General features: G+C 43.8%; 27 protein-coding genes. 15 read left to right on the top strand and 12 right to left on the bottom strand.

What is annotated here, in order from left to right:
- Positions 1 to 52 precede the first annotated feature (52 nt).
- From alaC to thrC, 4 genes are all read left to right on the top strand, one after another.
- Positions 53 to 1,246 carry an alanine transaminase gene (gene alaC, locus F8R13_RS03180; protein ID WP_371414883.1) on the top strand — a complete coding sequence of 398 codons (1,194 nt, stop codon included), beginning with the start codon at positions 53 to 55 and terminating at the stop codon, positions 1,244 to 1,246.
- Between the two features lie 48 nt (positions 1,247 to 1,294).
- The gene (locus F8R13_RS03175; protein ID WP_371414882.1) at positions 1,295 to 2,611 is read left to right on the top strand and encodes a homoserine dehydrogenase; all 1,317 of its coding nucleotides are present in this window, start codon (positions 1,295 to 1,297) and stop codon (positions 2,609 to 2,611) included.
- Between the two features lie 108 nt (positions 2,612 to 2,719).
- The gene (locus F8R13_RS03170; RefSeq protein ID WP_152831852.1) at positions 2,720 to 3,763 is read left to right on the top strand and encodes a hypothetical protein; all 1,044 of its coding nucleotides are present in this window, start codon (positions 2,720 to 2,722) and stop codon (positions 3,761 to 3,763) included.
- A gap of 130 nt (positions 3,764 to 3,893) precedes the next feature.
- Positions 3,894 to 5,369 carry a threonine synthase gene (thrC, locus tag F8R13_RS03165; protein WP_152831851.1) on the top strand — a complete coding sequence of 492 codons (1,476 nt, stop codon included), beginning with the start codon at positions 3,894 to 3,896 and terminating at the stop codon, positions 5,367 to 5,369.
- On the opposite strand, the gene F8R13_RS03160 is transcribed toward thrC, so the two are convergent.
- Positions 5,366 to 7,048: a DHH family phosphoesterase gene (locus tag F8R13_RS03160; RefSeq protein WP_253806306.1), complete on the bottom strand. Its 1,683-nt coding sequence runs from the start codon at positions 7,046 to 7,048 to the stop codon at positions 5,366 to 5,368. The genes thrC and F8R13_RS03160 overlap by 4 nt on opposite strands.
- A 158-nt stretch (positions 7,049 to 7,206) precedes the next feature.
- On the opposite strand from F8R13_RS03160, the gene F8R13_RS03155 reads away from it, so the two are divergent.
- Positions 7,207 to 7,821: a YqiA/YcfP family alpha/beta fold hydrolase gene (locus F8R13_RS03155; RefSeq protein ID WP_152831850.1), complete on the top strand. Its 615-nt coding sequence runs from the start codon at positions 7,207 to 7,209 to the stop codon at positions 7,819 to 7,821.
- On the opposite strand, the gene F8R13_RS03150 is transcribed toward F8R13_RS03155, so the two are convergent.
- The 4 genes from F8R13_RS03150 to dksA all read right to left on the bottom strand — a co-directional run bounded on the left by F8R13_RS03150 (position 7,801) and on the right by dksA (position 10,809).
- Positions 7,801 to 8,028 carry a hypothetical protein gene (locus F8R13_RS03150; protein WP_152831849.1) on the bottom strand — a complete coding sequence of 76 codons (228 nt, stop codon included), beginning with the start codon at positions 8,026 to 8,028 and terminating at the stop codon, positions 7,801 to 7,803. The two genes, F8R13_RS03155 and F8R13_RS03150, sit on opposite strands and share 21 nt — an antisense overlap.
- Before the next feature lie 41 nt (positions 8,029 to 8,069).
- A complete protein-coding gene (locus tag F8R13_RS03145) occupies positions 8,070 to 8,684 on the bottom strand; it encodes a hypothetical protein (protein WP_152831848.1) in 615 nt (204 codons plus the stop codon).
- 42 nt (positions 8,685 to 8,726) lie between these two features.
- Positions 8,727 to 10,292, bottom strand: a complete 1,566-nt coding sequence (locus F8R13_RS03140; RefSeq protein ID WP_152831847.1) for a bifunctional aminoglycoside phosphotransferase/ATP-binding protein — start codon at positions 10,290 to 10,292, stop codon at positions 8,727 to 8,729.
- A gap of 88 nt (positions 10,293 to 10,380) precedes the next feature.
- A complete protein-coding gene (gene dksA, locus F8R13_RS03135; RefSeq protein WP_152831846.1) occupies positions 10,381 to 10,809 on the bottom strand; it encodes an RNA polymerase-binding protein DksA in 429 nt (142 codons plus the stop codon).
- 211 nt (positions 10,810 to 11,020) lie between these two features.
- Between dksA and F8R13_RS03130 the strand changes: the two genes are divergently transcribed.
- A complete protein-coding gene (locus F8R13_RS03130) occupies positions 11,021 to 11,782 on the top strand; it encodes an HAD family hydrolase (RefSeq protein WP_152831845.1) in 762 nt (253 codons plus the stop codon).
- Positions 11,783 to 11,791: 9 nt separating this feature from the next.
- Here the strand turns inward: F8R13_RS03130 and F8R13_RS03125 are convergent, their stop codons facing one another.
- Positions 11,792 to 13,105: an FGGY-family carbohydrate kinase gene (locus F8R13_RS03125; protein WP_172967678.1), complete on the bottom strand. Its 1,314-nt coding sequence runs from the start codon at positions 13,103 to 13,105 to the stop codon at positions 11,792 to 11,794.
- A 204-nt stretch (positions 13,106 to 13,309) separates the two neighbouring features.
- Here F8R13_RS03125 and F8R13_RS03120 point away from each other — a divergent pair, with 204 nt between their 5' ends.
- Genes F8R13_RS03120 through yjgA form a run of 3 tightly spaced genes read left to right on the top strand, consistent with a single transcriptional unit; the run spans position 13,310 to position 16,865 of the window.
- Positions 13,310 to 14,251 carry a cell division protein ZipA C-terminal FtsZ-binding domain-containing protein gene (locus F8R13_RS03120; RefSeq protein WP_152831843.1) on the top strand — a complete coding sequence of 314 codons (942 nt, stop codon included), beginning with the start codon at positions 13,310 to 13,312 and terminating at the stop codon, positions 14,249 to 14,251.
- Positions 14,252 to 14,263: 12 nt separating this feature from the next.
- Entirely contained in the window at positions 14,264 to 16,294 is a 2,031-nt protein-coding gene (ligA, locus tag F8R13_RS03115) for an NAD-dependent DNA ligase LigA (RefSeq protein WP_152831842.1), read from the top strand.
- Positions 16,295 to 16,319: 25 nt separating this feature from the next.
- Complete coding sequence (gene yjgA, locus F8R13_RS03110; RefSeq protein WP_152831841.1) at positions 16,320 to 16,865, top strand: ribosome biogenesis factor YjgA; 546 nt, start codon at positions 16,320 to 16,322, stop codon at positions 16,863 to 16,865.
- A 26-nt stretch (positions 16,866 to 16,891) separates the two neighbouring features.
- On the opposite strand, the gene F8R13_RS03105 is transcribed toward yjgA, so the two are convergent.
- From F8R13_RS03105 to F8R13_RS03085, 6 genes are read right to left on the bottom strand one after another with little or no spacing between them, the layout of a single operon-like run.
- Positions 16,892 to 17,560, bottom strand: coding sequence for a DMT family transporter (locus tag F8R13_RS03105; RefSeq protein ID WP_253806305.1), 669 nt, complete (start codon positions 17,558 to 17,560; stop codon positions 16,892 to 16,894).
- Positions 17,557 to 17,778: a hypothetical protein gene (locus tag F8R13_RS11625; protein ID WP_253806304.1), complete on the bottom strand. Its 222-nt coding sequence runs from the start codon at positions 17,776 to 17,778 to the stop codon at positions 17,557 to 17,559. Before F8R13_RS11625 ends, F8R13_RS03105 begins: the two co-directional genes overlap by 4 nt.
- A gap of 56 nt (positions 17,779 to 17,834) precedes the next feature.
- Positions 17,835 to 18,368 carry an asparaginase domain-containing protein gene (locus tag F8R13_RS03100; RefSeq protein WP_152831840.1) on the bottom strand — a complete coding sequence of 178 codons (534 nt, stop codon included), beginning with the start codon at positions 18,366 to 18,368 and terminating at the stop codon, positions 17,835 to 17,837.
- Positions 18,365 to 18,826, bottom strand: a complete 462-nt coding sequence (lexA, locus tag F8R13_RS03095) for a transcriptional repressor LexA (RefSeq protein ID WP_152831839.1) — start codon at positions 18,824 to 18,826, stop codon at positions 18,365 to 18,367. The genes F8R13_RS03100 and lexA overlap by 4 nt, the downstream gene beginning before the upstream one ends.
- Before the next feature lie 56 nt (positions 18,827 to 18,882).
- Positions 18,883 to 19,182, bottom strand: a complete 300-nt coding sequence (locus F8R13_RS03090) for a YciI family protein (protein ID WP_152831838.1) — start codon at positions 19,180 to 19,182, stop codon at positions 18,883 to 18,885.
- Between the two features lie 24 nt (positions 19,183 to 19,206).
- Positions 19,207 to 19,872, bottom strand: a complete 666-nt coding sequence (locus F8R13_RS03085; protein ID WP_152831837.1) for a septation protein A — start codon at positions 19,870 to 19,872, stop codon at positions 19,207 to 19,209.
- Positions 19,873 to 20,027: 155 nt separating this feature from the next.
- Here F8R13_RS03085 and F8R13_RS03080 point away from each other — a divergent pair, with 155 nt between their 5' ends.
- From F8R13_RS03080 to F8R13_RS03055, 6 genes are all read left to right on the top strand, one after another.
- Positions 20,028 to 20,870 carry a PHP domain-containing protein gene (locus F8R13_RS03080; protein ID WP_152831836.1) on the top strand — a complete coding sequence of 281 codons (843 nt, stop codon included), beginning with the start codon at positions 20,028 to 20,030 and terminating at the stop codon, positions 20,868 to 20,870.
- 102 nt (positions 20,871 to 20,972) lie between these two features.
- Positions 20,973 to 21,596 (top strand): L-threonylcarbamoyladenylate synthase, encoded by a 624-nt coding sequence (locus F8R13_RS03075; RefSeq protein WP_371414881.1) that lies wholly within the window; start codon positions 20,973 to 20,975, stop codon positions 21,594 to 21,596.
- 51 nt (positions 21,597 to 21,647) lie between these two features.
- The gene (locus F8R13_RS03070) at positions 21,648 to 22,301 is read left to right on the top strand and encodes a site-2 protease family protein (RefSeq protein ID WP_152831835.1); all 654 of its coding nucleotides are present in this window, start codon (positions 21,648 to 21,650) and stop codon (positions 22,299 to 22,301) included.
- A complete protein-coding gene (gene rluB, locus F8R13_RS03065; protein WP_152831834.1) occupies positions 22,301 to 23,260 on the top strand; it encodes a 23S rRNA pseudouridine(2605) synthase RluB in 960 nt (319 codons plus the stop codon). The genes F8R13_RS03070 and rluB overlap by 1 nt, the downstream gene beginning before the upstream one ends.
- 31 nt (positions 23,261 to 23,291) lie before the next feature.
- Positions 23,292 to 24,005: a DUF445 domain-containing protein gene (locus F8R13_RS03060; protein WP_216642579.1), complete on the top strand. Its 714-nt coding sequence runs from the start codon at positions 23,292 to 23,294 to the stop codon at positions 24,003 to 24,005.
- 87 nt (positions 24,006 to 24,092) lie between these two features.
- On the top strand, positions 24,093 to 24,995 hold the full coding sequence (locus F8R13_RS03055) for a bile acid:sodium symporter family protein (RefSeq protein WP_152831833.1): 903 nt from the start codon (positions 24,093 to 24,095) through the stop codon (positions 24,993 to 24,995).
- Position 24,996: the final 1 nt, after the last annotated feature.

The raw sequence follows: 24,996 nt of genomic DNA, 5'->3' as shown, positions 1-24,996 counted from the left end.
TATCTCACAGCATTTGCACAATTTCGTGCGTTTTTTTACAAGGTTCATTTCCGTGACTGGCGACTTTCAGAGAATAAAACGACTTCCTCCTTATGTATTCAACATCACCGGTGAGTTAAAAGCCGAGGCCCGCCGTAGAGGCGAAGACATTATTGATTTTGGTATGGGGAACCCAGATCAAGATACACCGAAACATATCGTTGATAAGTTGATTGAAGTTGTTCAGCGTGAAGGGACGCATCGTTATTCAGTGTCGCAAGGGATTCCTCGTTTAAGACGCGCCATTTGCAACTGGTACAAAACTAAGTTTGATGTTGATTTGGACTATGAAACAGAAGCGGTAGTCACCATCGGTTCTAAAGAAGGCTTGGCGCACTTAGCTTTGGCTACAGTGGATAAAGGGGACACGGTTTTGGTTCCAAACCCGGCTTATCCTATTCACCCATATGGTTTCGTCATTGCAGGTGCTGATATTCGCCATGTGCGTATGACACCGGATGTCGACTTCTTTGAAGAGTTGGAAAAGGCTATCAAAGAGTCATGGCCAAAACCTAAGATGCTTGTTCTGAACTTCCCTGGCAACCCGACGACACAAACGGTTGATTTGCCTTTCTTCGAGAAGGTAGTTGCCATAGCTAAAGAACACAATATTTGGGTTATCCACGACTTAGCCTATGCAGATATTGCATTTGACGGTTATGTTGCACCCTCTATTATGCAGGTAGAAGGTGCTAAAGACATTGCCGTAGAGTTTTACACGCTATCTAAAAGCTATAACATGCCGGGTTGGCGGGTTGGCTTCATGGTAGGGAATCCTGAGTTGGTTTATGCTTTGAAACGAATGAAGTCTTATTTAGACTATGGAACCTTTACCCCGATTCAGGTTGCGGCAATCACCGCTTTGGAAGGACCTCAAGACTGCGTGCAGGAAATCAGTGATATGTACAAATCACGACGAGATGTTTTGTGTCAGGGGTTGAACTCCATTGGTTGGAATGTGGAGCTGCCTAAGGCGACTATGTTTGTATGGGCACCGATTCCAGAAGAATACAAAGCAATGGGATCGTTGGAGTTTTCTAAAAAACTTTTAACAGAAGCGAAAGTGGCGGTGGCACCGGGTATCGGATTCGGTGACTATGGCGATGATCATGTGCGCTTCGGTTTAATTGAGAATGAACACAGAACGCGTCAGGCGATTCGAGGTATTCGCGATATGTTCCGTAAAGACGGATTGATTAACGTCTAAGATATCGTTTTTTATAAATTAAAAATTGAGCAAGGAATTGGAGTTTTCGTGAAAGAAGTAAGATTAGGTCTTCTAGGGTTAGGTACTGTTGGTGGTGGAACGGTCAATATTTTGAATACCACTCAGGCCGAAATTCAAAGACGATTGGGCGGAAAAGTTTCCGTTAAAGTTGAGCACATTGCTGTTAGAGACCTTAATCGCACAAGATCAGTTGATACAACCGGCATTGAGATAACGACTGACCCTCTAGCGGTTGTCAATAATCCAAATGTAGACATTGTTGTTGAACTGATGGGAGGCACAACGCTTGCAAAAACCTGCTTGGAACAAGCTATCCAAAACAAAAAGCATATTGTTACCGCAAACAAAGCGTTGATTGCTGAACATGGTAACGAACTGTTTAAGGCTGCCGATGCTCAGGGTGTGATGATCGCTTATGAATCAGCCGTTGCTGGCGGTATTCCTATCATTAAGGCGTTGAGAGAAGGCTTAGCGGCGAACCAAATCGAATGGTTGGCGGGTATCATCAACGGTACAGGCAACTATATTCTGACAGAGATGAAAAAACCGGGCGCAGATTTTTCGCAGGTTTTGAAAAAAGCGCAGGAGTTGGGCTATGCCGAAGCAGACCCGACGTTTGATGTCGAAGGGATTGATGCTGCACACAAACTGACAATCATGGCTTCAATCGCATTTGGTATTGAACTACAGTTCGACAAGGTTTTTACTGAAGGGATTTCAAAAGTCACAGGCGATGATATCCAGTTTGCGCAAAAACTCGGTTATCAAATCAAGCACCTAGGTATTGCCGCACGTGCAGATAGTGGCTTTTCATTAAGAGTCCATCCTACTTTGGTGAAAGACTCTGTGTTGATTGCCAACGTTAATGGTGTAATGAATGCGGTTATGGTTGCCGGTAATCATGTTGGTCAAACACTTTACTATGGTCCTGGCGCCGGTGCAGGCCCAACTGCAAGTGCGGTTGTGGCGGATATTATCGATGTTATCCGTGCATTGCACCAACCTCAAGAAGATCGTGTGCCGGGGTTAGGATTCGCTTTGGATCAGCTTACTTCAGCACCTGTGGTTGCCATTGATGATATTCAATCTGCTTACTACTTAAGATTTTATGCAAAAGATCACGCTGGCGTGTTGGCAAAAGTGTCTTCGATTATGGCGCAATCGCATATCAGCATCGAACTGTTGCACCAAGAGCCATGCGCTGATAATGAAGATGATGCCACCATTGTGATGATTACCAACAAGGTTCAAGAAACGACAATCAACCAAGCGATTTCAGCACTTGAAAGTATGGAAGAGATTGATGGTGATATCATGCGTATTCGAGTGGCTGGGTTTAAATAAGCTCGAAATTACTTGAAGAAATTTGAAAGAAAAAGCCTTCTGATTGAAGGCTTTTTTGTTTAATTTTTAATAACTTATTGTTATGTATTTAATTCTTTAGGAGAGGGTATGACCTCGTCGGCTTTAACATTGTGGGTTCCCAATCTTCTAACACCAGCGCACATTGCTGAAGCAGGTGGTGCGCTTGAAGGCAAGCGTTTCTCCGCACTTGAAACGCTTTTGGCTAAAGCAGATAAGTTGCCTAAAGATAAAGCGCATCAAATCTCCTTTTCGGACAATGCCAGTTATCTGTTTCACCAAAAAAGTACGCTGCCTGTTGCGCCAACCACTGCCATCGTAGATTTGGAGGGCTTTGATCCAAGCTATTTTTGGTTAAGGGTTGATCCTGTTCATTTGATTCCCGATAGGGATACGTTGGTACTGATTCCCGGAAAAGGACTGGCATTACAGGATGACGAGGCAAAGGCATTGGTTGAAGCCTTCAATAAGCACTTTGAGCAAGATAGAGTCGAGTTGGAGTTGGGAAGTAATCTTCGTTGGTATATACGCATCCTTCAACCTATAGATGTACAGACCTATTCACTTGAAGCGGTGAACTACCAATCTATACAAGATGCCATGCCGGAGGGGAATGCTGCTACCTATTGGCGACAACTGATGAATGAAGTCCAAATGTTGTTTTTTACCCATCCGGTCAATGAAGAGCGACGCTCAAAAGGCCTACCTGAGATCAATGGTGTTTGGGTATGGGGAGAAGGGCTGATTCGCACGGAAGATATTTATGCAAGGCAGGATGCCGTGTTGGCAGGAGATTTTGCTTACCTGAAGGGATTGGCAAAACTGTCTCAATCACGTTTTATGAAGGTGCCGGATACCTACCCAACCTGGCAGAAATTCATGGTTGATAATCCTTCTAGTGAACAGATGCTAGTACTTGATGAAGCCATGTCTGATATGACGGAAGATGATTGGGTTTCGCTTATTGGAAAGCTTGAAGAAAACTGGTTTGCTCCCATATTGTCAGCACTTCGTAATGGCAGCATTCATTCACTTCTGTTGGATTTAGGAATGAATCATCGCTATTACCTGACGCCAAATCATTTAAAGAAATTCTGGCGCTGGAAAAAGTCCATCCAGAAATATACAGATTAACCGTTTAATCACCGTAGATTCAGGGCGAAAAAAACCAATGTTTCCGGTATAATTCGCCGTTAGTTAAATAATTGAAACTCCATCGTTTATTGTATGGAACATCGACCGAGAATTTATCAACAGGGATCATATGAAATTTATCGAAACCCGTGGCAATGATGGCCAACGCCCAACTCATATTTCTTTTGCTCAAGCGATCTTGAGCCCGATGTCTTCTTTTGGTGGCATTTATTCCCCGGAGTCTTTGCCAAGCTTTGATGAAGCTTTTTTCCTGTCTCATGTAAATTCCAGTTATAAGACATTGGCAAAAGACGTCTTGAAGGCGTTTGAAATTGATATCGAAGAAAAGATTATTGATGAAGCGCTAGCGCTATATGACGAGTTTGACGATCCAAACAATCCGGTGCCAGTCGTAAAAGTATATGACGACCTTTACGTGAGTGAGCTTTACCACGGGCCTACTCGTGCATTTAAAGATATGGCGTTGCAGCCTTTCGGAAAAGTACTGTCAGCTATTGCACAAGCGCGCGATGAGAAGTATTTGATCCTAGCAGCGACCAGTGGCGATACTGGGCCAGCGGCACTGGAAACTTTCAAGAACCGCGATAACGTCCAAGTAGCTTGTTTGTATCCAGATGGTGGAACTTCAGATGTTCAACGCCTGCAAATGGTGACAGAAGATGCTGCCAATTTGAAAGTGATTGGCATTCATGGTGATTTCGATGATGCGCAAACAGCACTAAAAAGCCTGTTGGTTTCCGAAAAATTCCGCGACGCACTGAAAGAACACAACATCTCGCTTTCAGCGGCCAATTCCGTTAATTTCGGACGTATTATTTTCCAAACCATTTACCATATCTACAGCTATTTAGAGTTGGTTCGTCAGAATGCAATCCAAATGGGGGATCAGGTTTACCTAAATGTACCCAGTGGAAACTTTGGTAATGCTTTGGGCGGCTACTATGCGTTGAAGATGGGCTTGCCGGTCAAGCAAATCCACATTGCATCCAACATGAACAATGTTCTAACCAAGTTCATCAACACGGGACGTTATGATTTGCGTGAGATTTCGGTGATTCCAACCACGTCACCGGCAATGGATATTTTAAAGTCCTCTAACATTGAGCGCGTATTGTTCGATTTGTTTGGCGCAGAACGTACGAAAGAGTTGATGTTTGAGTTGGATAACAATAAGTTCTATGAGTTGACTGAAGCCGAGTTGTCTCAAGTGCAAGCGATTTTCGCCGCAGACTTCTGTACAGATGAAGAGGGCTTGAACTACATTCAGCAGGCGTTCTCTGTTGGTTACTTGATGTGTCCACATACGGCAACCTGTTTTAAGGCGTATGATACTTGTCGTGAAGATAAAACATTGAAAACCATTGCTTATTCAACTGCAGAATGGACGAAGTTTTCACCTGTTATTGCCAAGGCGCTGACGGGAGATATTTATGAGCATGATCGTGATGCGTTGAAAATGATTGCGGATAAAGCCGGAATATCCATTCCGTCACAAATTGAAGCACTGTTCTCAAAACCGATTGCGCAAAAAACGGTTATTGATAAGCAATATATTGAGAGTGAAATCTTAAAGTTCTTGGCTTAAATCACCTCGGCATGAACCAGTCTGAGTTGCAGACTGGTTGATCCCATATACCGGTTCAATGCCGGTTGATAAACACAGCGGATTTCCTGACCCATGTGGTATGGAACTGCTTCATCACTTGAATCCAGTGCATTAAAGAAAATCGCTGAAATCGGACGTCCATCTGACGCTTTTAGGTTAAAGGAAAGATGGGTTTGCGATTGTCCGACGGTTCTGCATGATTGAACCCAGAAATCCCCGTAAAACATAGGCTTAGCCCAATCTCTTCCATAAGGTTCCAGCACATTTAGCTCATCTAGCAGGCTTGGTGTCAGCTGATAAGGTTCCAGTTGACCATCGGTTTCGATTTGGAAGATTGGAACTTTATGATCAAGTTGATGGCGAATTGCCTGTTCGAACAAGTCTGAAAATATTTCAAACTTTTCAATCGGAATCATGCAGCCAGCGGCGCCTTTATGACCACCCATGGATTCAAACAGGTCGCTATCTTGTTCGGACATCCACTGAAAGGCTTCGCGTAAATCAATGTTGGAAATGATGCCGCGTCCGCTGCCTGCGAGAAAGCCATCTTCCAAATCCGTCATTGCAATGGTCGGCAAGCCATACTGCTCGCCGATTCGAGAAGCGATAATGCCTTGAATTCCAGCATTTCCCTGCATTTTGATGACCATGGTGAACTTGCCTGGATAATACTGTGCATCTGCAGTTTGTCTGGCCTGTAACAGCATGGCTTCCTGCTGTTCCCGACGGTTGAGATTGTCCATTTCCAGCTGATCCAACATCTGTTGCGCCTGATGAAAATCTTCGGCATTCAAGAAATGAAAGGCTGTGGTGACATCACTCACGCGGCTTGCCGCGTTGATGCGGGTCGCTACTTGAAAGCCAAGGTATTCAGCCGTGAAGGGTTGTTGGTTATTGTCATTCAGCGCGTGCATGGCTTGCCAGCTAGGGTGTTTCAATTCATTCATCATCGCAAGACCCGCTTGCACCACTGCACGATTGTTGACGCCTTTTAAGCTAACGCTGTCGGCGACCGTCCCCAAGGCAACATTCATGACCAAGTCTTTAAGTGAGGGCGAGGAGGAGGGCAGGACGCCGCGATCAATCAATTCTTTGCGGGTTTGCCCCATCACCAGGAAAATAACGAAACAGCCAGCCACCGTTTTGTCGTATTCGCAGCCTTCCTGTTGAGGGTTGATTGTGCAGATCGCACTTTTGGGTGTGCCATCAGCAGGTATTTGGTGGTGGTCAGTGACGCAAACCGAAATGCCATGTTGAGCCAATCGTTGAATTCTTGCTTCATCACTGGAACCTTGGTCGGCTGAAATCACCAAATCGATTTTTTTATCGATGGCGAGAATGCGATCAACCACATCATCAGTGATACCATAGCCGGATTTTCGCTCACCTAGGATATGTGTGATGCGCTCTGGTTTAACGTGGAAATAATCTACAAGAGCGCGAGTGGCTACCCATGCTGAGGTGACGCCATCAGTGTCGTAGTCGGTGGCTAAAACAATTTGTCCGTCTGATTGAATGGCATCGGCAATATGTTTAGCTGCTTGTTCCGCGTTTTTAAGTTCGTGAGGGTGTTGCAGGTATTTGAGTTTCGGAAAAACGATTTTTTCCAGCATTTCCGCCATGTTATCATCTTCAAAATCAGCGTCTGTTAAACGCATAGCAACGAGCCGGGCTTGAAGTGGAGTGAGCCCCAATTTTAATGCAGCATCAAATATTTTTTGAGAAAAAGGGCGCTCAACAATTTCAGGTTGTTGCGGTTCTGTTTTTTTGAGTGATTCGGCGTTGGCATTCATTAGCATAGGAAATAAATTTTAGCATGATTCTTTATTTGCATGGTTTTTTAAGCAGTGGAGCAAGTCATAAAGCTCAGTGGTATAAAAACGCGTTTGCCAACTTGGGTATTGAGGTTTTGACGCCGACTTATCCATTAGGCTCACCTGAAGCGACCATTGCCTATTTAAAAATGATAATTGAGCGTGAGTTGTTGTCAAAGCCTGTCCCCCCAACCTGGCAGATTTTCGGTTCGTCTATGGGTGGATTCTACGGGGAGTATTTGGCAAAGTTGTACGGCGTCCCTTTAGTGATGATTAATCCGGCACTTGACCCGGTTCCTATTTCTGAACAAAACATTGGCGCATATGATCATCCGGTAACAGGCGAGCATATTGTTATTGATAAAGCCTATATTGAATCGTTAAAACAGTACATAACGCCTAGCGCCATAACGACCCCAAGCCTACTATTGCTGGACAAAGGGGATGAGGTGATCCCGTATGGGGTTGCTTATGATAAATATCAAGAAGTTAGTTCCTCAAAAGTATTGGCTTTTGAAGGTGGGGACCATGCTTTTCAGCATTTAGAAGCGTCTTGGGAAGACGTCAGACGTTTTATCGAGGAGTGTAACGAGTCGTTACGCCATGATGTCCAGTAAGGTACCGATACGATCATCGGCTGCCTTTAAGCTTTTGGTAGAAGCTTCAACTTGTGTCTCGCTGAATTTTGTTTGCACTAGACCACTTGCCTTATCCGGCTGATTTGGATTTGCAATGTCTTTACTTGCTTGATCAAGTTGTTCAAAACCCTTTTGCATGCCTTGAATCGAGTTTTGAGTCGCTGACCCTATGCTTGAAACATCCATCTTCTTTAACCCTTTGCTTTTCTTAAATCATAACGCTGCAATCAGTAGGATGCAACCAAATAAGGGTTGATTTTCATTTGGTAAAGCACGAATACCTCACCATAAATTTCACTGCCGATACGATCTACGGTGATGGTAAGGTTCTTACCATCCCAAATATAGGCGTTATAACTGGGCGTACCATCGGCAGACTTTCTTTCGATTTTAGTTGGTTGCCCGATTTTTTCTACTAACTGACGCGCAACTTCTCTGGTTTGAATCGGGGAGAGCTTGTTCTCGAAGCGAGTCGAAACTGGACGGTAAACCTCTTTGGCGGAATAGAACTGTCCATCTGGCGTGTAGTGAAACTCAACGTAATAGAGTTCGCGTTTTCTAAAGGTTGGAAAGTATTTGTCGAAATTGTGCTCTGGTTGGGTTGATCTAGCCTCGGTGAAGCCACCAATGTCTTTAATTTGTGTATTAATCAGGTCTCGCACAGCACCGTTCAATGCAACGCCAAATAGGGTTGCGCCATCAGGTGTTCCTTGCGTGCCAGCTGGCGGTGGTGGCGGTGCCTTGAATTTCGGTTTAGGCGGTGCGTCCGGATTGTCTTCGGCATTGACTGTCTGAGGCAAACAGCAAAATAGCAGAAAAGGAATGACTAGCCATTTTTTCATAATAAATACCGACAAAATACAGCTTGTTAAGTAGGATACGAATTATATCGGCCGGTTTAGCCAAGACTTGAAAGTTTCCGGGCAAATGTTTTCGTGTGGCGTTAGTTTAAAAACATCTTCATCGAGTGATGGCGGTTCAAGCTGTTCCAAATGTCGGTGCATAATGTCGATAGTCGCATCGGAAGGGCTGTTGTTCTTATGGAGTCGTTGCTCGATATTCTGTTCAATCAAATCAATTTCCGGCTCAATATATACCACTCGGTAATCGGCATTCAATTTTTCGGCAAGCTCCATAAAAACTTCCCGGTGCTGATATTTTAGAAAGGTTGCATCGACGATAACACTATAACCAGCCTTAACAATGGTTTCGGTTAAGTCATAGAGCGTTTCGTAGGTGCGCTGGTTCATTTCGGCAGAGTAGAGTTCCGATTTTTCTTCTTCGGCAACACGATGTAATGGCGAAACACCATACAGGCGTTTGCGCTCAATGTCGGAGCTGATAATGATAGCATCTACTTCATTTAGTAGTTGTTGTGCATAATGGCTTTTGCCAGAACCCGCAATACCTTGCATCAGGATAATTTTAGTTTCGGGAACATCATAAGCGTAGCCTTCCGCTTGTTTGATATAGTCTAGTGCCATTTGCCAGCAATCTTCAGCTTCACGACTGTTTTTATCCAGTTGGTGGTAACGCAAAGCAGTGATTTTGGCACGAACCATTGCTCGGTAGGTTTGGTAAAAACGCAACAATTCCAATGCTTTATAATCAGAAGTTTGGTTCATGTATAGCGAAAGAAGCTGTCTTCTTAAAGCTATTTGTTGCCTATAATCGAGGTCAATCAATAGGAATGCTAGGTCGTTGATGGTGTCTATCCAACGAAATTGATCATTGAATTCAATACCATCAAACAGCACAGGTTTTTCATTGATAAGGGTGATGTTATCCAAGTGCATGTCACCATGGCAAGCTTTCACAAAACCATCTTGTTTGCGTTCTTCAAGTACCGTATAAAGCTGTTTTTGCTTGAAGTGCGTCCATTGCGCCAGCTGCGTTAAGCGGTAACGAACCTCAGGATGTTCAAAAGTTTGAATCAAAGAGGGGAAATTTTCCAACATGGGGTGGACGGCATCGTCAGGGTGTCCATATATCAGATCAGTCGGGCAGGTTTCGGCCTGTTGGTGAAAATTTGATATTTGTGTAGCCAGATTTTCGATTTGTTCGAACGCTAAAGTGTTTTCTCGTAAAAAACGGCCTAATACATAGTTGGGGTCAAACTGGTTCATTTTTACAAGGTACTCCACTGGTTCGCTATCGTTAAATTGCGTAAAGCTCAAGCGATCATGGTGTGCATAGAGTGGCACAACTTCTAAGTAGATTTCGGGAGCGGTTCTTTTGTTAAGTGCTAACTCAAGACGGCAGAAGTTTTTACGCTGTTCAAGCGTAGAGAAATCTAGAAACCCGAAGTTAACTGGTTTTTTTAGTTTGTAAGCGAATTGACCTGTTAAAAATACAATGGATATGTGTGTTTCGATTGTAGTGATTACTTCTACAGGGTGAGGGTAGAGATCGCTAGCGGAGAGCTGATCAATGAGGGGGATTAAATCCATTGAGTCAGATACAAAAAGAATAAGGTTGGGTTTTGTTCAACCTGAATGCCATTCAGGTTGAACTCAATACGAGAGAAAACAGCAAGGATTAGGCAATACCTTGCTTCTCGCGCATCTCTTGTTTGGTTTTCATTTCAACCGTTAAGGTTGCTGTTGGACGCGCTTCCATTCTAGCAAGCCCAATTTCTTCACCAGACATTTTGCAGTAACCGTATTCACCCGTTTCAATGTCTTTTAGGGATTTATCGATTTTTGCAATCAACTTTCTTTCACGATCACGTGTACGCAATTCAAGTGCAAATTCTTCCTCTTGCGAAGCTCGATCATTAGGGTCGGCAGGCGTGCTTGAGTCAGATTTTAGGTGATCGACAGTACTCGAAGCTTCATCCATTAGCTGTTTTTTCCAAGCAAGCAGTTTGTTCTTGAAGTGCTCACGCATTTTTGGGCTCATGTATTCTTCGCCTTTTTCAGGCACATAAGTTGGATAGTCTTCAATGAAATCAGTCTCAATGTTCATTTCTGTTTTCTTCTTGTAGTTGAAAAAATTTACTAACCGGGATTTATACCATATAAAAATCAGACGAGACAATATTTATGCACCTAAAACCCTATAAAATTATTTGAGCAAATGATTGAAAAAATTAATAAACAAAGGATAATACCGCGCTAACTAATTGAATTAAATAGCAATACTTTTTGTATTGAAATTACGACTTGGAGAGTAAGGTATGTCTAAATTGCAAGCACTGTTGTTTGACGTTGATGGAACCCTAGCGGACACGGAAAGAGATGGGCACCGAGTTGCCTTTAATATGGCGTTTGAAGACGCTGGATTGGATTGGAGCTGGGATGAAGCATTGTATGGAGAGTTGCTGGCAGTAACGGGTGGTAAAGAGCGTATTCGTTTTTACCTTGACAAGTTCAATACCGATTTTGAAAAGCCAGAAAACTTTGATGATTTCGTTAAGGGGCTTCATGAATCTAAAACAAACTTTTACACGCAATTGATGGCAGAAGGAAAGATTCCATTACGTACGGGCGTTGAGCGTTTAATCAAAGAAGCAAGAGAAGCAGGTATGCGTATGGCTGTTGTAACGACAACGACACCCGCTAACGTTACGGCACTATTGGAAAGTACTTTAGGTCCAGATTCAGAATCTTGGTTTGAGGTTATTGCCGCTGGAGATATCGTACCAGCTAAAAAGCCTGCGCCGGATATCTATCATTGGGCACTGGAGCAAATGAACCTAACCTCAGAAGATGCGATTGCCTTTGAAGATTCTTCAAATGGTATTCAGTCTTCTGCAGCAGCCAACTTGAAGACTATCGTCACAATCAACGAATACACTAAGGATGATGACTTCTCTGATGCTGTAGTCGTTTTGGATCACATGGGAGAACCAGGAGAGCCATTCACTTTGCTGTCTGGTGAAACATTCGGGCAGGATTATTTGGATCTAGCATTGGTGCATAAAATCGCCAATGCCTAAAACCAAGGTTTATTGACCAAAGCTTCTAAAAAGAAGCTGAGTTACGCCAAAAGCGGCATCTGTTTGAGCCGCTTTTTTTGTTTTATAGCCGAGACGGTTTGCTCGCAAAGCCATCCAGGCTGTATTTTTTGTGCCGCCACCAGCGGTATAAATCGTTTGTATCTGAGTCGAACTCAACTGTTCAAGGAGTTCATAACCCAGTTTTTCAATACCAACCAGCCCTTCAATGAGTGCCAGAAGAAAGTTCTGATCGTCTGATGGACGAGGCGATACTTTGGGTTGTAGGTCGCTGTTTGCTATGGGGAAACGTTCGCCTGGCGTCAGAAGTGGGTAGTAATCTAAATTTGTTGGCTGATTGATATCAATTTCATCCAGAAGCTGAATGATTTCAGGGAGTGTAAAGTATTTCAATAATACGGCGCCACCAGTATTAGATGCGCCACCAACCAGCCACAGGTCACCTAAAATATGACTGTAGATGCCATGCTCAGGACTGAATATAGGTTTATCCGTTAAGAGTTTTAAACACAAAGTTGAGCCAAGTGAAGTCGTTGCATCGCCAAGTTTTTTTGCACCGGAAGCCAAAAAGGCAGCAATCGAGTCCGTTGTGCCGGCAAGCACTTGAACCTCATTCGAAAACCCGTAGGTATCAGCAATGGCTGGTGAAAGTTTGCCGATAACCGTTCCCGGCATGACAACTTCTGGAAGAGGGGAGTTTACAAGTTGCTGAACCCAGTCGGGCCATTTATTTTCAACTGGATCAAACCCTAGTTTTAGAGCATTGTTGGCATCAGTAGGGCATGACGCTTGAGTAAAAAAACTATTCACCCAGTCAATTTGGTGTGCAATTTTGTAACCTTTTTGAGACGGTTTTTGTTGAAGAGACTCTTCCAGCCACATTACTTTTGCCAATGTTGAAGAGGAGCCATGAGCAGCACTATTAGTTGGTGCGTATTCGGTAATTTTAGTTGCCTGTTCAACGGCTCTTTTATCGTCATACATAAGGGCAGGGGTTAGTGGTGTTAAATGGTCGTCCATTAACAAGACAGTAGATGAGGTGGCATCAGCAACGATATACTTTATTTCGGGTAAAACAGAATTTAGCTGCAATCTCTTCAACAAGCGCTTCAGGCTATCCTCCCATACTGCAGGTGATTGCTCACTAATGGTATTGTCACGGGTGGGAAAGGGCATTTCTTCTTGATCGGTATGCAATAAGACATTTGTTGGTGATACCACGGTTGCGCGAATGCCAGATGTCCCTACGTCCAATCCTAAAATGTTTCCGATAAGCGAACCGTTAATGTCCATGACTTTATCCATGAATCTATTTTTCTCTGTTTCTGTCAAACTGGGGGTATCTTGCCTTTTCATTGTCGATGATTTCAAGTAGAATTTGAGCGGATATGTTGGTCATTAAATTTTGCATTAAGTGCGGCGTTTTTTGATGCGACTAAGACCTAGGACAATGTGAGACAAAATTAAGACCGAAGTTTAGTCGGTCGTAAAAACAGAGGGTACAGTTAAATGAATGAATTGCAACAGGTTTTAATCATATTTGCAATTATTGTCATTGTCGGCCTTTATTTTCTACAAAAGAAAAAGTTTACCTCGTCGTCTCACCAATCTGACTCTGAAACAGAAGCAACGTCTTCTGGCACATCAATAGACGCCACCAAAAAGAAAGCGGATAAGGCACTTAATGACCTAGGCGAACCGCATATTACGGTTTCTTCTCAAACACAGCATAGACTCCATGTAGATGAAGAAGATATTCCTGAGAACCAACTTGGTCTATCTTTCGGAGAAGGGTTTGAACCCCCTAAAAAAGAACCAGAAGAGACCGTTCCAGAGATTGCTGCTGCAGACGTTAAATATACTGATGGCAAAGCTGAGCCAAAGAAACCAAAGCATATTGTCATTAAGGATGAAACCATGGTTGCAATTGATGGTTTTGCGGCTGACAAAGACGACCTTCCTGACTTTGGAGTCCCTACTGAACCGTCAAAAGTCGCGGCAGAAATTGCCCAACAAAAAAGCAATGTCGAAAAAACGGAACCACAGGTTTTTGCACTGATTGTAATGGGGACAGAAGACTTTCTATGGCCAAAGGTGAATCAAACCCTTCAAGGCGTTGGGTTGGTTTCCAATGTAAATCAGATTTTCGTCAAAAAAGATTCAATGGGAAATGAAATTATCCGAGTCGCCAACCTTTTGGAACCAGGTACTTTCCCGATTGAAGAACCAACAAATAATGATTATCAAACGCCAGGCGTTGTACTTATCTTAGAGTTACCAACTACTGTTAAAGCGCCAGCCGTTATGCATGACATGATTATGATGGCTAGAAAGATTTCTCAGCGCCTGAACGGTCGTTTATACAATGCAGAACGTCACCTAATTAAAGAATCAGATTTGCAACAAATGCGCGATACCGCTGTCGCCTATGAATCACAAGCATTAAAGTAATTTCCTCGTTTTATGACTTTAGATGCCGCCTGCCAAACACTTGAGTGTTATAAAGATCTCGTTGCTGAACTCAATCATCATAGCTACCAATATTATGTTTTAGATACCCCGCAGATTAGCGATGGGCAATATGATGCACTTTATCAAAAGCTACTAAAAACCGAAGCCGAAAATCCTGAATGGGTTGCGGCAGAGTCTCCTTCACAACGTGTCGGAGATCGCCCCTTAAGTCATTTTGACTCCGTTACCCATCGTGTTGCAATGTATTCACTCGATAATGCATTTGATGAAGATGATATGGAAGAATTCTGCCAAAGAATTGCGGATCGTTACCCCGATCAGACATTGATGTTTTCCGCAGAGCCAAAAATGGACGGCTTGGCTATTAACCTCCGTTATGAAAAAGGTCTGTTTGTCCAGGCCACAACAAGAGGCGATGGCAAGGTAGGTGAAGATGTCACCCAAAACGTTAAAACCATCCAGTCGATTCCATTAAAACTTAGTGGCACAAACTTCCCGGCGACTTTAGAAGTCCGTGGTGAAGTGTTCATGTCTAAGTCGACGTTTGAAAAGTTGAATCAACAGCAATTAGACAACGGTGACAAACCGTTTGCGAACCCTAGAAATGCTGCTGCGGGGACTTTGCGTCAGTTGGATTCAAAAATTGTGGCACAACGTCACCTCAGTTTTTATGTTTATGGTTGGGGAGAGGTTTCGAAAGGTTGGCCTGTACCCGCATTATATAGTGAGATGATGGCACTTTTCGGTGAGTGGGGGCTTCCTCTGAATCCCAACGCTAGCATTGTTGAAGGTGTTGATGGGATGGCTGACTACTATGAACAAATGTTACAGCTTAGACCTTCGTTGCCTTATGAAATTGATGGTATTGTCTACAAATTGAATGCTATACAGTTACAGCAACAACTAGGCTTTACCGCGAGAGCCCCTAGATGGGCCATAGCGAGAAAGTTTCCTGCAGAAGAGGTTTGGACTGAACTGTTGGCGATAGACGTTCAAGTCGGTCGAACAGGTGCCATTACCCCTGTGGCAAGACTGCAGCCCGTGAATGTTGGTGGCGTAATGGTTTCAAATGCCACGTTGCATAACATGGATGAAATACAGCGAAAGGACGTTCACATCGGTGACACAGTGATTGTGCGTCGTGCAGGTGATGTCATTCCAGAGGTGGTTGGTCCTGTACTATCGAAAAGACCAGATAACACAAGGCTTTTTTCAATGCCTCATCATTGCCCTGAGTGCGGTTCAGAGATTGTTAAAGAGCCTGATAAAGCTGTGTACCTGTGTACTGGTGGCTTGTTTTGTCCTGCACAACGTAAACGGGCACTTGAACACTTTGTTTCAAGAAAGGCAATGGATATCCAGGGCTTGGGTACAAAGCTTATTAATCAATTGGTTGATGAAAAACTGGTCAATCATCCTGATAATCTCTATGCATTGGATGTTGAAACACTTTCTGGTTTAGAGCGCATGGCGACTAAGTCTGCGCAAAATGTTGTGGATTCAATACAAGACTCAAAGTCGACAACATTTGGAAGGTTTATTTACAGCTTAGGGATTCCTGAAGTGGGAGAAGTCACGGCTGAAAGTTTGGCTAGACACTTCAAAAACTATGAAGCCTTATCGGCAGCGACATTGGAAGAGCTGATAGAGGTGAACGATGTTGGAGAAGTGGTTGCGAGCCATTTGGTTCATTTTTTCCAGCAGCCACATAACCAAGAAGTGATTCAGGGGTTGTTCAATGCCGGGGTACACTGGCCCGAACCCCAAGACATTGTCATTCAAGAAGACAGTCCCTTTGCTGGTAAAGTCGTTGTTATTACCGGCACCTTGGAGTCTATGGGAAGAACAGATGCTAAAAAACTATTAGAGGCGGCAGGGGCAAAAGTTACAGGGAGCATTTCTGCCAGTACAGATTTTTTGCTGGCAGGCGAGAAAGCTGGCTCTAAGTTGGCAAAAGCCGAGTCACTTGGTATAACTGTGCTAAATGAGCAGCAATGGCTTGAGATGATGCCGGAAAGTTAATTTCGGCTAAGAAAAGGATAAGAAGATGGTTAGACCACGTAATGTAAACCGCGCCAAGACGCCTAAAGAAATTCCTGACTGGGAACAAGAAGAGTTCGAGAGCCGAACCGATATTAAAAAGGCTGCTCAGGCTGTCACTGATTTAGGTGAGAAGTTGGCGGAACTGTCCGAATCCAAGATTAAATCCTTAGGTTTAACGGATGAGCTGTTAAATGCGATTTTGTTATTAAAGCGCATGGATAAAGGACCTGCACTTAAAAGACAAAAGGCTTTTATCGGGAAGTTGCTTCGTAAGAATGAAGATTTAATTGTTGAAATCAAAGAAAAATTCCAGGAAGAAGAACAAAAAGCGCAGCAGCAAAATGCCCACTTCCACCGTTTGGAGAAATGGCGTGACCGTTTGATTGAAGAGGGGGATGATGCGCTAAATGAATTTTTGGAATCTTACCCGCAAGCGGATAGAACGCTCTTACGTCAATCGATTCGAAATGCACAGAAAGAAGCCGAGCAGAACAAACCGCCTAAATCCTCACGCGCTATCTTCAAATACCTTAGAGGGCTTGAGTGGTAGAAAAGTGAGTTAAAACAAACTCACTTTCACCCATTAGCTTCCATTTTCTGATGAGGTTTACGGATTTTGTGTCCGAATTCGTAAACGATTAATCCCAATATAACCAATGCCACCCCTAACAGAATCATGCTATCAAGCGGTTCTTTGTTTAAGAAATGTCCTAGAAATACTGCGACAATGGGCGTAATCAGAGTAATCAAGCCAATTCTTACTGCATCTAGCCTTTTCAAAATGTAATAGTACAAAATAAAACCAAATACCGAGCCGACACTGCCTAAATAGAGGATAGAGCCAAGTGCTTTCATGTCCATGTCAGGAAATGACAATAGATAGCTTGGGTGTAAAACCGTATAGACTACGGAGCTTATCCAAACTGTACCTGCCACTACATGTGTGTGAGGCACTTCATGATTGTAGCGTTTGACCAAAACGGTGCTTAGAGAATGAAAGCTGCTTCCTAATAAAGCCAGCAGTAAACCATGCAGAGCCAGTGATGAATGCCAATTCAAATGCGGGCTAAAAACCACGATTAACCCACTAAAACTGACAAAAATGCCTAACACCTTATTGGATGTCAGTCTGAAGTTTTTCAACAGGAAATAAGAAAAAATACCTGTCAGAATCGGTGTCAGTCCAAAAATAATGGAAATCCAACCAGAGGGCATGGTTTGTGCCGCAAAATAGATAGGCGTCATCCCGCCAAGCATGCTGCGGCATAAACTTTAAGCGCGGAAGGTTTAAGTGAAAATGGTGTTTTACTGAATACAAAAACCAAAGGGATGACGATGATTGCACTAATCAAAATACGTGCGGCAACACCAAAAAACCAATCCAGGTGGCCACTCCACTGGATTGCTAAGGGCGTGGTGGCCCAAATAAGGATAACTAGAAAATAGGCGACGGATACATTCATGCTTGGTCTCTTTAGATTTAAATTTATCGAAAATAAAAGAAGTGATTTATTGAACGTTAGCGTCGAAGTCGTTCAAAAATACCAAGCGATTTGTTTTTGCGAACGTCATCCGCCTCAAAGCGCATGCCATTCATTGTGATGTAGATCCCATTTGGAGATAGATCGGCTGCCATCATTGCTGCACCCAAGTTGAAGCTGGCGTCTGAGTTTCCTAACATGAAAGGGCGCATAGCTCCCGTCAGCACAATAACTTTGTCAGCCAGTTCCGGACAAGCCTTCAAATAGCAAGCGGTGTCTGTCATGGTATCGGTACCATGAGTGATAACGATTTTTTGCTGTGATGCATTAATGCAGGCGTTAGCAATAGCCTCTCTGTCTGCTTGTGCCATGTCTAAGCTATCTTTTAGCATTAAGGTTTGAATCGAGTGAAAGGATACATTGGCTTGAGACAGGATATGTGGCGTATGTGTAGACGAGAACTCAAGTTCGCCTGAAAGGGCATTGTAATCTTTATCCAGAGTGCCGCCTGTTACCAGTAGGAGTAACTCGGATGTGTTGTCAGTAACGGATGACGGAGGCTGGTCTTTCATGGTTGACGTAGGATTCCCGTAACGATTCCTAAAATTTCAATTTGATCGTTGGTGATATAGATAGGTTCCATTTCACTGTTTGCAGGCTGTAAGCGAATACCGTTTTTTTCAATGTAGAACTTTTTCATGGTGACTTCTTCATTGTTGATACGAACAACAACCGATTCACCATTTTCTGCATTTGAGCGCCTTTCGATAATGACAATATCACCATCTTCAATATTTTCTTCAATCATGGAGTTCCCTTTAACACGTAGTGCAAAGGTTTCTTTTTTAACCATGGTTTTGGGAACAGCGATGGTGTCGTAGTCCATTTCCATTTGAATTGGTTGACCGGCTGATGTCCAACCAAGCAAAGGAATTTGAACGAAATCGACATCCACCATTTCTAGTGGGTCAGCTTCAGCCAATTGGAGTTTCTGATTACGTTTTGGAATCAAGTAAGCTACATTCGACATTGCACACCTCTGGTTATGTTTGTCCAATTAGGTTTTATTCTAACGACTAAACTTGATTAAGGTAACACTTTTTTGAAAGGTTTTACTTCTACCTTTTCATAAACCCCAGCAGAAAGGTAAGGATCGGCGTTAGCCCAAGTCTGCGCCGCTTCCAAGGAATCAAATTCAGCGACAATCAGACTGCCAGTAAAACCTGCCTCTCCAGGCTCTTCACTGTCGATGGCAGGGTTTGGACCTGCAAGCAGTAATTTGCCACTTTCTGACAACGCTTTTAAGCGTGCGATATGGTCAGGGCGAGCACTCGCTCTCAACGGCAAACTGTTTGGAACATCGTAGGCAAAAATAGAGTAGTACATGGTTTTTCCTGTTCTGAATCGTAGTTATTTGGTATCTGGTGAAGTCGGCGGTTGTCGCTCGTCGTCTTTCCCTTCTTGCTGGTGTTTGGCAACGACAACAGAGTCCATTTCAACGTCTGCAAGGGTTTCCATGGCTTTTTCATTCACCTCATTGGCAACGTTGTCATCTTGAATATAACGGGAAATATAGACTCCTTGAACCAAAATAAAGGCCAAGGTTAAGCCCATTAATCCGAAAAGTTTAAAGTTAACCCAAGTGTCCGTGTCATAGTTGAAAGCGACATAAAGGTTGGCTACCCCAGAAAAGATAAAGAAGACCACCCACATATAGCTCAGACGATTCCATACTTTTTCAGGCAGGTATAGCGCCTGATCCATCAAGCGTCTGACGATTGGCTTTTTGCCGATGAAGTGACTGCCTAGGAAAACAAGTGCAAAGCCCCAGTTAACAATGGTGGGCTTCCACTTAATAAAAGTTTCATCGTGGAAAATAAGGGTGGCGCCCCCAAGGATGATGATTAAAGCAAGTGTAATCAGGTGCATGTTTTCGACACGCTTGTTTTTCAAGTAGACATAGCCTACCTGCAAAACGGAAGCAGCAATAGCAACAGCCGTCGCAACATAAATTCCAAAAAGTTTAAAGGCGATAAAAAAGAGGAGGATCGGAAAAAAATCGAATAATAATTTCATGTTTTTGAGGCAGTCTTGTTAGAGTCTTATTTGTTTAGTTCCTGCATTTTATCTGGGTTATCAGGCTAAATAAAGTTAAAATGCTGTAGAAAAGGTGGAAACTTGGTGTTGCTGCCACAGTTACATCAACTTACTTTTGAAGAATTTTTGCTCACATGTCCGATTTCAAAGCCGACTTTCATTGCCACACACACATTTCCGATGGTTCACTGTCTCCTGAAGCCCTGATTACGTTGGCGAAAGAAAGGCAAGTCACGCACTTATCCATCACCGATCACGATACGACACTCGGATATGAACTGGCAAAACCTTTTGCCGATGAGCAGGGCATAACGTTGATTTCAGGAACGGAAATTTCTTGTCAGTGGCAAGGTCATACTATTCATGTTGTAGGTCTTGATGTCGATGTTAGCAACAGCGACTTACAAAATGGCTTGAAAATGAATCGCGTCAAGCGTTGGTTGCGTGCATTTGAAATGGATACCAAGGCACAAAAGCGTTTTCCAAGTTTGTTAACTGACATTTTGCCAAAACTGGAGTCCGGCATGATTGGACGCAACCATTTTGCACATGCGTTGATTGAGCGCGGTATTGTTAATGATCAGCCAAAGGCGTTTGACCGTTATTTGAAGAAAGGTCGTCCATTGTATGTACCAGTTGATTGGCCTGACATCACGGAAGTGGTTGAGTGGATTTTAAGTGCTGGGGGTATTGCGGTCATTGCGCACCCTCACATTTATAAAATGGGGGCTAACAAGCTCAACAAAATGATTGAGACTTTCCGAGATGCGGGAGGGCAGGCGATTGAAGTGGTCAATCAACCAAGAGTTTGCTCTGATCAGATGGGGATGGCAGATCGAGCAAAACGCTTCGGTCTTTATGCTTCTCTAGGGAGTGATTTTCACCGTCCTGAGCAATCATGGAGAGGCTTGGGGTGGTTGTCTCCTATGCCTAACGGCGTCGACCCGGTATGGAATCACTTCAAAACGCCAGTATAAGCCGCTCAAATAGTCCTCAATACGCTGCACATACATTGTGCTTTTTCATATAATACGCAGCAACTTTAATGTCATTGAAAATAGGCTATATCGGTAAAAGCTGTGCGAAAAGACTGTCAATATATTTCCGTTCATCCTGATAACCCTCAGGAGCGACAACTCAAGCAAGTGGTTGAAATTCTTAATTCAGGTGGTGTCATCGCTTATCCGACGGAATCGGGTTACGCGCTTGGTTGCTTGCTGGATAACAAAGAAGGGGCAGACCGCATTCGTGCCATTCGCCGCTTGGATGACAAACATGACTTCACTATTATGTGTAAGGATCTTAGTAACTTATCGGAGTATGCCAAAGTCGGCAACATCCAATTCCGCTACTTAAAATCGCACTTGCCTGGTCCTTACACCTTTATTTTGACGGCAAGCCGAGAAGTGCCGAGACGCCTACAAACCCCTAAGAAAAAAAGCATAGGATTAAGGGTTACTCCAAACATTGTCGCAAATCACTTGCTAGAATATTTTGACAGACCCTTGATCTCCGTGTCATTGATTTTGCCGGGAGAAGAACTGCCTATGACAGATGGCTGGTCTATTCAGGAGCAAATCGGCCACGCTTTGGATGCCGTTTTGGATGGTGGTTTTGGCGGTTTTGAACCGACGACCGTGATTGACTTTACCGACGATGTTCCAGTATTGATACGTCAAGGTCAGGGAGAATTTAGCGACTAAAGGTTCAACGTTGAACCTCGCTTTTCATAACACAATGACAAAGGATTCCAGATGGATGAATTAACGATTATGCAAAAAATTGCGGTGTGGTCTATCCCCGTGATTTTTGCCATTACCCTCCATGAAGTCGCACACGGCTGGGTAGCAATGAAGTTCGGCGATCGTACCGCAGAATTGCAAGGTCGTTTAACCATCAACCCTTTGAAGCATATTGATCCCATCGGTACAGTCGTTGTACCAATTGCCTTATTGATCATGGGTGGCTTCATTTTCGGTTGGGCAAAAGCCGTTCCGGTCAATCCGGGTAATTTTAAGAATCCTCGAAGAGATATGGCTTGGGTGGCGGTTGCAGGGCCAGTGTCTAACTTTTTGATGGCGATTTTCTGGGCGATTATCGCGCGAATCGGTTATGGATTGGACTCCCAGCCGGATATCGGCCAGTTCATGACGTATACCGGTGCTGCAGGTATTGCCATTAACCTGGTGTTGATGGTACTGAACATGATCCCAATCCCGCCGTTGGACGGTAGTAGAGTATTGTCGGCATTTTTATCGCCTCGTTTAGCGTACAATTACAATCGAATAGAGCCTTATGGTTTCTTTATCTTACTGGGCATGATGTTGCTAGGATTTCTTGGGCCGATTATTTCCGGACCTTATCAGGCATTTCAGCAGCTTATTTATCAAATAGTCGGACTCGCATAATGAATAAAACACCAAATAAATCGGCATCGCCGAAAACTGCAAAGGTCGCAGCAAATCCTGCCGGCGAAAAATTGCAGAAAATTTTGGCTCGAGCGGGTTTCGGATCACGCCGAGAAGTTGAAAAACTGATTGAAGCCGGTTTGGTCAAGGTCAACAACCGTGTCGCGACACTGGGTGAAAGAGCCTTAACAACGGATACCATCAAGGTGAAAGATCAACCCGTTAAAGAAACCCGTCTAGCGAAGCAATCAACGCAAGTAATCTTGTACAACAAGCCTGAAGGGCAAGTTTGTTCCCGCAAGGATGAAAAGGGTAGAGATACGGTATTTGCACATTTGCCGCGCATCATTAACAGCCGCTGGGTGAGTATCGGGCGCCTGGATTTGAATACATCCGGTTTATTGATGTTTACCAACAATGGTGAGTTGGCCAACCGCATGATGCATCCATCTTATGAAATCGAGCGCGAGTATTCAGTACGAATTTTTGGCGAGGTGACTGATGCGATGATCAAAACCTTGAAAAAAGGGGTTAAGCTTGAAGATGGTTGGGCAAAGTTTGACAAGGTTGAACACCTGAAATTACAAGAGGAAGACTCCGTTAACCAATGGTTCCGAGTTGTGCTCAAAGAGGGTAAAAATCGTGAAGTTCGACGCATTTGGGAATCTCAAGGCGTGCAGGTCAGTCGACTGATTCGTACCCGATATGGTGAGTTTAGTTTGCCAAGAACCTTACGACGCGGCAAGGTTGAAACCCTAACCTGGAAACAAGTCAACCAGCTACTAAAGAGTGTTGGCTTACCGCTTGATCCAAGGCCGGATTTAACACCGAAGGCAGCGCCGGATTACTCTAAAACATCTTCAAAAAGCCATAGCAAACGAAGCACGCCTACTGGCAACTTAAAAGGAAGACCTTCTTCCAGCCCTTATAAAGGCAGACAGCGCGGAGAGAACCAGTAACCCCAACCTGGCAGATTTTGAGTGAGAAATTATGTTGGATAAGAACCTGTTAACCAATGGCATCAGCCTGATTATTGTTTTGATTGGTATCGCTCTTCATAATCACTGGATTATGATGGCAGGTGCGTTTGCTTTGTCTGGCGCATTGACCAACTGGTTGGCAATCTATATGTTGTTTGAGCGGGTTCCGGGACTGGTTGGCTCCGGGGTTATTCCCAATCAGTTTGAACAGTTTAAAACCGCCATCAAAAATTTGATGATGGAACAGTTTTTTACTCAAGAAAATATTGATCGTTTTGTTCAGGCTGAAACCGCATCGCCTCAGTTGAAGCTGGCACCGGTTATCGAAAAGGTGGATTTAACGCCTGCATTTGATAAGTTGGTTGATGTCATCATGCAATCGAGCTTTGGCAGTATGCTGGGCATGTTTGGTGGCGCTAGCGCGCTAACGCCGCTTAAAAATCCTTTTATTATCAATATGAAAGAAGCGTTAATTGAAATGACGCAAAAAGAAGAGTTTGTGGCGTTGCTGCAAGATGAAATCGACCAGCCTAGCGTCATTTCAGAGATCCGTCAGCAAGTCGAATCTATCATCGAATCCCGTTTGGAAGAATTAACACCGCAGCTGGTTAAACAAATGGTCCAACAAATCATCAAAGAGCACCTGGGTTGGCTTGTGGTTTGGGGCGGGGTGTTTGGTGGTGTTATCGGTCTGATTTCCGCCTGGATATCTCAAGTCGTTTAAGTGTCTTACAGAATAAATCTGCAACCAAAATCTGCCAGGTTGGGGGCGTGACTGAATTTGAACAATAAACATGATATTTGAGTATTTATGTTGAACCTTGTCACTAGACTGTTTCCACTTTGGGTTTTGCTAGCCTGTTTTTGGGCATATCAGCAACCCGCTGAATTCACCGAGCTAAGACCTTGGATTACGCCGCTTCTGGCACTCATCATGTTCAGCATGGGATTGACGCTTCATTGGCAGGACTTTCAACGTGTTCTCTCTGAAAAACGCTTGGTCATGCTCGGCGTTGCCATTCAATTTATTGTGATGCCGCTTGCTGCATTGCTACTTTCCAAAGCCATGAATTTCTCACCTGAACTGGCTGCCGGGATGATGTTGGTCGGCACAACGGCAGGCGGTACTGCCTCGAATGTCATTGTTTACTTAATCGGTGGACGTGTTGCGCTCTCTATCAGCATGACACTGGTTTCAACCCTCTTGGCGGTTGCGCTGATGCCTTTGCTGACCTGGCTATATCTGAACCAGATGATTACGGTACCTGCCGGTAAAATGTTGTCCAGCTTGTTGATGATTGTACTGCTGCCGGTTGTGTTGGGAATGTTGGTAATGCATTTTTTGAAAACCAAACTGCTACCGGTTCAACCATTCTTGCCTTTGGTTTCCATGACATCAATCGTGTTGATTATTGCCATCGTCGTTGCGTTGAATCACGACAGAATGTCAACGATGGGTATGGCGGTTATCTTTGCGGTTATATTGCATAACTTGATAGGCCTGGCTTCGGGGTACAGTATTACAAGATTGTTGGGTTATGATGTTCAAACCAGCCGTACGGTGGCGATAGAAGTCGGTATGCAAAACTCAGGTCTAAGCGTTGCGTTGGCGTTAAAGTATTTTAGCCCAGTCAGTGCATTGCCAGGGGCATTGTTCAGCATCTGGCACAATTTGTCAGGTTCATTATTAGCCGCTTTTTGGCGACACAAATAAC

This window comes from Hydrogenovibrio sp. JE_KL2, from assembly GCF_009296185.1.
Classification (GTDB): domain Bacteria; phylum Pseudomonadota; class Gammaproteobacteria; order Thiomicrospirales; family Thiomicrospiraceae; genus Hydrogenovibrio.
Note: the sequence above shows the minus strand (reverse complement) of the source record. Positions and strands in the feature narration are given on the sequence as shown.

Excerpts from the sequence above, each read along its gene's own strand:
- F8R13_RS03155 (WP_152831850.1), top strand. The coding sequence starts at position 7,207 with ATGATTCTTTATTTGCATGGTTTTTTAAGCAGTGGAGCAAGTCATAAA.
- yjgA (WP_152831841.1), top strand. The coding sequence starts at position 16,320 with ATGGTTAGACCACGTAATGTAAACCGCGCCAAGACGCCTAAAGAAATT.
- F8R13_RS03145 (WP_152831848.1), bottom strand. The coding sequence starts at position 8,684 with ATGAAAAAATGGCTAGTCATTCCTTTTCTGCTATTTTGCTGTTTGCCT.
- F8R13_RS03120 (WP_152831843.1), top strand. The coding sequence starts at position 13,310 with ATGAATGAATTGCAACAGGTTTTAATCATATTTGCAATTATTGTCATT.
- thrC (WP_152831851.1), top strand. The coding sequence starts at position 3,894 with ATGAAATTTATCGAAACCCGTGGCAATGATGGCCAACGCCCAACTCAT.
- F8R13_RS03070 (WP_152831835.1), top strand. The coding sequence starts at position 21,648 with ATGGATGAATTAACGATTATGCAAAAAATTGCGGTGTGGTCTATCCCC.
- F8R13_RS03085 (WP_152831837.1), bottom strand. The coding sequence starts at position 19,872 with ATGAAATTATTATTCGATTTTTTTCCGATCCTCCTCTTTTTTATCGCC.
- rluB (WP_152831834.1), top strand. The coding sequence starts at position 22,301 with ATGAATAAAACACCAAATAAATCGGCATCGCCGAAAACTGCAAAGGTC.
- ligA (WP_152831842.1), top strand. The coding sequence starts at position 14,264 with ATGACTTTAGATGCCGCCTGCCAAACACTTGAGTGTTATAAAGATCTC.
- F8R13_RS03060 (WP_216642579.1), top strand. The coding sequence starts at position 23,292 with ATGTTGGATAAGAACCTGTTAACCAATGGCATCAGCCTGATTATTGTT.
- lexA (WP_152831839.1), bottom strand. The coding sequence starts at position 18,826 with ATGTCGAATGTAGCTTACTTGATTCCAAAACGTAATCAGAAACTCCAA.
- F8R13_RS03150 (WP_152831849.1), bottom strand. The coding sequence starts at position 8,028 with ATGGATGTTTCAAGCATAGGGTCAGCGACTCAAAACTCGATTCAAGGC.
- F8R13_RS03125 (WP_172967678.1), bottom strand. The coding sequence starts at position 13,105 with ATGGATAAAGTCATGGACATTAACGGTTCGCTTATCGGAAACATTTTA.
- F8R13_RS03160 (WP_253806306.1), bottom strand. The coding sequence starts at position 7,048 with ATGCGTTTAACAGACGCTGATTTTGAAGATGATAACATGGCGGAAATG.
- F8R13_RS03100 (WP_152831840.1), bottom strand. The coding sequence starts at position 18,368 with ATGAAAGACCAGCCTCCGTCATCCGTTACTGACAACACATCCGAGTTA.
- F8R13_RS03130 (WP_152831845.1), top strand. The coding sequence starts at position 11,021 with ATGTCTAAATTGCAAGCACTGTTGTTTGACGTTGATGGAACCCTAGCG.
- F8R13_RS11625 (WP_253806304.1), bottom strand. The coding sequence starts at position 17,778 with ATGAATGTATCCGTCGCCTATTTTCTAGTTATCCTTATTTGGGCCACC.
- dksA (WP_152831846.1), bottom strand. The coding sequence starts at position 10,809 with ATGAACATTGAGACTGATTTCATTGAAGACTATCCAACTTATGTGCCT.
- F8R13_RS03140 (WP_152831847.1), bottom strand. The coding sequence starts at position 10,292 with ATGGATTTAATCCCCCTCATTGATCAGCTCTCCGCTAGCGATCTCTAC.
- F8R13_RS03090 (WP_152831838.1), bottom strand. The coding sequence starts at position 19,182 with ATGTACTACTCTATTTTTGCCTACGATGTTCCAAACAGTTTGCCGTTG.
- F8R13_RS03080 (WP_152831836.1), top strand. The coding sequence starts at position 20,028 with ATGTCCGATTTCAAAGCCGACTTTCATTGCCACACACACATTTCCGAT.
- F8R13_RS03170 (WP_152831852.1), top strand. The coding sequence starts at position 2,720 with ATGACCTCGTCGGCTTTAACATTGTGGGTTCCCAATCTTCTAACACCA.
- F8R13_RS03105 (WP_253806305.1), bottom strand. The coding sequence starts at position 17,560 with ATGACGCCTATCTATTTTGCGGCACAAACCATGCCCTCTGGTTGGATT.
- F8R13_RS03055 (WP_152831833.1), top strand. The coding sequence starts at position 24,093 with ATGTTGAACCTTGTCACTAGACTGTTTCCACTTTGGGTTTTGCTAGCC.